The organism is Bergeyella cardium, assembly GCF_003614945.1.
Taxonomy (GTDB): domain Bacteria; phylum Bacteroidota; class Bacteroidia; order Flavobacteriales; family Weeksellaceae; genus Bergeyella_A; species Bergeyella_A cardium.
In genome coordinates, this window is record NZ_QYCZ01000003.1 from 1 (window position 1) to 5,406 (window position 5,406).

A 5,406-nucleotide genomic window follows, 5' to 3' on the forward strand; every position below is an offset into this window, starting at 1 on the left:
TTATTTTTGCGGTCCCATTGAGGGGGGAGCAGGAGTGATATTTGATATAAGGCAGGTTTTATATACTACATAGGTGGTATTTTGGGGGCGATTTTTAGGGCTTTGGAAAAAAGTTTTAAAAAAAGTTTTGAAAAAATTTGCTAGTAAATAAAAAAGTATTATTTTTGCACTCGCAAATCTGGAACGGGATATAGTTTTTGGGATTTGTAAGGAATAGAGATCATTGATAGAAAACAGATACAACCAAGTAAGGAAAAACTAGAGCGTACATACGAATAGTATGAGAACTTTGAGTGAGTCCAGGTTAAAAAACTTTACAATGGAGAGTTTGATCCTGGCTCAGGATGAACGCTAGCGGGAGGCCTAACACATGCAAGCCGAGCGGGAGTTGTTTATTAGCTTGCTAATGAATAATGAGAGCGGCGTACGGGTGCGTAACACGTGTGCAACCTGCCTTTATCTGGGGGATAGCCTTCCGAAAGGGAGATTAATACCGCATAATATATTTCTGGGCATCTGGGGATATTGAAAGCTTTGGCGGATAGAGATGGGCACGCGCAAGATTAGCTAGTTGGTAAGGTAACGGCTTACCAAGGCGATGATCTTTAGGGGGCCTGAGAGGGTGATCCCCCACACTGGGACTGAGACACGGCCCAGACTCCTACGGGAGGCAGCAGTGAGGAATATTGGACAATGGGTGGAAGCCTGATCCAGCCATCCCGCGTGAAGGACGACGGTTCTATGGATTGTAAACTTCTTTTATATAGGGATAAACCTACTCTCGTGAGGGTAGCTGAAGGTACTATATGAATAAGCACCGGCTAACTCCGTGCCAGCAGCCGCGGTAATACGGAGGGTGCAAGCGTTATCCGGATTTATTGGGTTTAAAGGGTCCGTAGGCGGGCTAATAAGTCAGTGGTGAAATCCTGCAGCTTAACTGTAGCACTGCCATTGATACTGTTAGTCTTGAGTATATTTGAAGTAGCTGGAATAAGTAGTGTAGCGGTGAAATGCATAGATATTACTTAGAACACCAATTGCGAAGGCAGGTTGCTAAGATAAGACTGACGCTGATGGACGAAAGCGTGGGGAGCGAACAGGATTAGATACCCTGGTAGTCCACGCTGTAAACGATGCTGACTCGTTTTTGGTTTTTAGGGATCAGAGACTAAGCGAAAGTGATAAGTCAGCCACCTGGGGAGTACGACCGCAAGGTTGAAACTCAAAGGAATTGACGGGGGCCCGCACAAGCGGTGGATTATGTGGTTTAATTCGATGATACGCGAGGAACCTTACCAAGACTTAAATGGGAATTGCCAGCTGTAGAAATACGGTTTTCTTCGGACAATTTTCAAGGTGCTGCATGGTTGTCGTCAGCTCGTGCCGTGAGGTGTTAGGTTAAGTCCTGCAACGAGCGCAACCCCTGTCACTAGTTGCCATCATTAAGTTGGGGACTCTAGTGAGACTGCCTACGCAAGTAGAGAGGAAGGTGGGGATGACGTCAAATCATCACGGCCCTTACGTCTTGGGCCACACACGTAATACAATGGCCGGTACAGAGGGCAGCTACACAGTGATGTGATGCGAATCTCGAAAGCCGGTCTCAGTTCGGATTGGAGTCTGCAACTCGACTCTATGAAGCTGGAATCGCTAGTAATCGCGCATCAGCCATGGCGCGGTGAATACGTTCCCGGGCCTTGTACACACCGCCCGTCAAGCCATGGAAGTTCGGGGTACCTGAAGTCGGTGACCGTCAAAGGAGCTGCCTAGGGTAAAACGAGTAACTAGGGCTAAGTCGTAACAAGGTAGCCGTACCGGAAGGTGCGGCTGGAACATCTCATTTTAGAGACTTAAACGTCAAAAGAAACAAGAAAGAGACTTGCTTAAAAGTTGAGCGCTTTAGTTTTTACTTTGGTTGATATTGAAAAATAGAATAAAAAACCCCTAAGGATTAGTATGAGGGATTTGAGATTTTAGATTAGGAATTTTAGCTTAGTTTAAAGTTTAAGATTTAAAATTAGGATGAAGTCTCGTAGCTCAGCTGGTTAGAGCGCTACACTGATAATGTAGAGGTCGGCAGTTCGAGCCTGCCCGAGACTACTAAGGATTTAGCGGGGAATTAGCTCAGCTGGCTAGAGCGCCTGCCTTGCACGCAGGAGGTCAAGGGTTCGACTCCCTTATTCTCCACAGGAGCTCAGGGATTAAGAATTTTAATTTTTGGGTTATAAGCTAGAAGTTTTAGGAAAAACAGGGACTAAGTATGAGCATACAGCCTGTTGCTTAGAATGGAAGGCGAGAATACAGATCATTGACATTTACGGTAAAGACATCACAAAGAGAAAACCGAGCACTTATAAGTGCTTGAGTAACCTTAAAAGAGGAAAGAAATCGTTAAGGGCGTATGGCGGATGCCTAGGCTTTCAGAGGCGAAGAAGGACGTGGTAAGCTGCGAAAAGCTACGGGGATTGGCACACACGAAATGATCCGTAGATATCCGAATGGGGCAACCCAATAAGTTGAAGACTTATTACACCGTAAGGTGAGCGAACCCGGAGAACTGAAACATCTAAGTACCCGGAGGAAAAGAAATCGAAGAGATTCCGTAAGTAGTGGCGAGCGAAAGCGGATTAGCCCAAAAGCATATATATGTTTAATAGAATATTCTGGAAAGGATAGCCATAGAGGGTGAAAGCCCCGTATATGAAAGGCATATATAAGTGAATAAAAGAGTAGGGCGGGACACGTGAAATCCTGTTTGAATAAGGGGGGACCATCCTCCAAGGCTAAATACTCCTGAAAGACCGATAGTGAACAAGTACTGTGAAGGAAAGGTGAAAAGCACTTCGAATAGAAGGGTGAAAGAGAACCTGAAACCGTACGCCTACAAGCGGTCGGAGCAGCATAAGCTGTGACGGCGTGCCTTTTGCATAATGAGCCTACGAGTTAATTTTACTAGCGAGGTTAAGGTATTAAGTACCGGAGCCGAAGCGAAAGCGAGTCTGAATAGGGCGAATAGTTAGTGGGATTAGACGCGAAACCTTGTGATCTACCCATGGGCAGGTTGAAGCTTTGGTAACACAAAGTGGAGGACCGAACCGGTTGACGTTGAAAAGTCTTCGGATGACCTGTGGGTAGGGGTGAAAGGCCAATCAAACTGGGAGATAGCTCGTACTCTCCGAAATGCATTTAGGTGCAGCGTCGATGATAGTTTATTAGAGGTAGAGCTACTGATTGGATGCGGGGGTTTCACCGCCTACCAATTCCTGACAAACTCCGAATGCTAATAAATGTTGGTCGGCAGTGAGGGCATGGGTGCTAAGGTCCATGTCCGAGAGGGAAAGAACCCGGACCACCAGCTAAGGTCCCCAAATATATGCTAAGTTGAAGCAACGCGGTTGAACTGCATAGACAGCTAGGATGTTGGCTTGGAAGCAGCCATTCATTTAAAGAGTGCGTAACAGCTCACTAGTCGAGCGGTTCGGCATGGATAATAATCGGGCATAAGCATATTACCGAAGCTGTGGGATGATATAAATCATCGGTAGGAGAGCATTCTATCGGCGCAGAAGCATTACTGTGAGGTAATGTGGAGCTTATAGAAAAGAAAATGTAGGCATAAGTAACGATAAAGCGGGCGAGAAACCCGCTCACCGAAAGACTAAGGTTTCCTCAGCCATGCTAATCAGCTGAGGGTTAGTCGGGGCCTAACGCGAACCCGAGAGGGGTAGTGGATGGACATAGGGTTAATATTCCCTAACTTGCTCACGGTAAAAGTGACGGTTCAGCCAGGATACTGAAGACTGACGGAATAGTTAAGACCTAGCCTACGGGCGAAGTTGTTGTATAGTAACTGGATCCAAGAAAAGCGAGTGAAGCAACCCGTACCAAAACCGACACAGGTAGTCGAGGAGAGAATCCTAAGGTGCTCGAGTGAGTCGTGGCTAAGGAACTAGGCAAAATAGTCTCGTAACTTCGGAATAAGAGACGCCCTCCTCTGGGAGGGCCGCAGTGAAGAGGCCCAGGCGACTGTTTATCAAAAACACAGGACTCTGCTAAATCGAAAGATGCTGTATAGGGTCTGACACCTGCCCGGTGCTGGAAGGTTAAGGGAGGTGCTTAGCGTAAGCGAAGGCATTGACTGAAGCCCCAGTAAACGGCGGCCGTAACTATAACGGTCCTAAGGTAGCGAAATTCCTTGTCGGGTAAGTTCCGACCTGCACGAATGGTGTAACGATCTGGGCACTGTCTCAGCCACGAGCTCGGTGAAATTGTAGTATCGGTGAAGATGCCGATTACCCGCAATGGGACGAAAAGACCCTGTGAACCTTTACTATAACTTCGTATTGACTTTGAGTAAGTAATGTGTAGGATAGGTGGGAGGCTAAGAAGCGGGCACGCAAGTGTTTGTGGAGCCGTTGTTGAAATACCACCCTTTGCTTACTTGGAGCCTAACTTCTGTATGGAAGGACATTGCGTGGTGGGTAGTTTGACTGGGGTGGTCGCCTCCAAAAGAGTAACGGAGGCTTTCAAAGGTACCCTCAGCACGCTTGGTAACCGTGCGTAGAGTGTAATGGCAAAAGGGTGCTTGACTGTGAGACCTACAAGTCGATCAGGTGCGAAAGCAGGACATAGTGATCCGGTGGTTCCGAATGGAAGGGCCATCGCTCATAGGATAAAAGGTACTCCGGGGATAACAGGCTAGTCTCCCCCAAGAGCTCACATCGACGGGGAGGTTCGGCACCTCGATGTCGGCTCGTCACATCCTGGGGCTGGAGAAGGTCCCAAGGGTTGGGCTGTTCGCCCATTAAAGTGGCACGCGAGCTGGGTTCAGAACGTCGTGAGACAGTTCGGTCTCTATCTATTGCGGGCGTTAGATGTTTGCGAGGGCTTGACACTAGTACGAGAGGACCGTGTTGAACAAACCTCTGGTGTATCAGTTGTACCGCCAGGTGCACCGCTGAGTAGCTAAGTTTGGAAAGGATAAGCACTGAAAGCATATAAGTGCGAAACCTGCCTCAAGATGAGACATCTTTTAAGGGTCGTTAGAGAAGATGACGTAGATAGGTTACAGGTGTAAAGGTGGTAACATCATAGCCGAGTAATACTAATTACCCGTAGATTTATAGCCTTGGTTGTTTGGGTATTTATAAGTGCGATAGTAGGTTTTGTCTTTGTGGTTGTTTTTACTGCTAAAATAAAGGTATTTAGGGTGGTTTTAGCAGAGGGGCTCACCTGTTCCCATTCCGAACACAGAAGTTAAGCCCTCTAGCGCCGATGGTACTGCGTAAGCGGGAGAGTAGGTCGCCGCCAGTTTTTATAATTATTTTAAGAGGTTCTTTATCGTACGATAAAGAACCTTTTTTTGTTGGTAGGGTCAGAGGGGGCATAGACCCTTTAATTATTAAA

At 47.0% G+C, this 5,406-nt stretch carries 2 tRNA genes and 3 rRNA genes; all 5 read left to right on the top strand.

Annotated features, from left to right (window positions below):
* Positions 1-316 precede the first annotated feature (316 nt).
* A 16S ribosomal RNA gene (locus D8991_RS08855) occupies positions 317-1,843 on the top strand.
* Positions 1,844-2,026: 183 nt separating this feature from the next.
* Positions 2,027-2,100 (top strand) — tRNA-Ile (locus D8991_RS08860).
* Between the two features lie 13 nt (positions 2,101-2,113).
* Positions 2,114-2,187: transfer RNA gene (locus D8991_RS08865), tRNA-Ala, on the top strand.
* A 194-nt stretch (positions 2,188-2,381) separates the two neighbouring features.
* Positions 2,382-5,128: ribosomal RNA gene (locus tag D8991_RS08870) — 23S ribosomal RNA — on the top strand.
* 77 nt (positions 5,129-5,205) lie between these two features.
* A 5S ribosomal RNA gene (gene rrf / locus D8991_RS08875) occupies positions 5,206-5,313 on the top strand.
* Together the 16S, 23S and 5S rRNA genes with 2 tRNA genes alongside form the textbook arrangement of a ribosomal RNA operon.
* Positions 5,314-5,406: the final 93 nt, after the last annotated feature.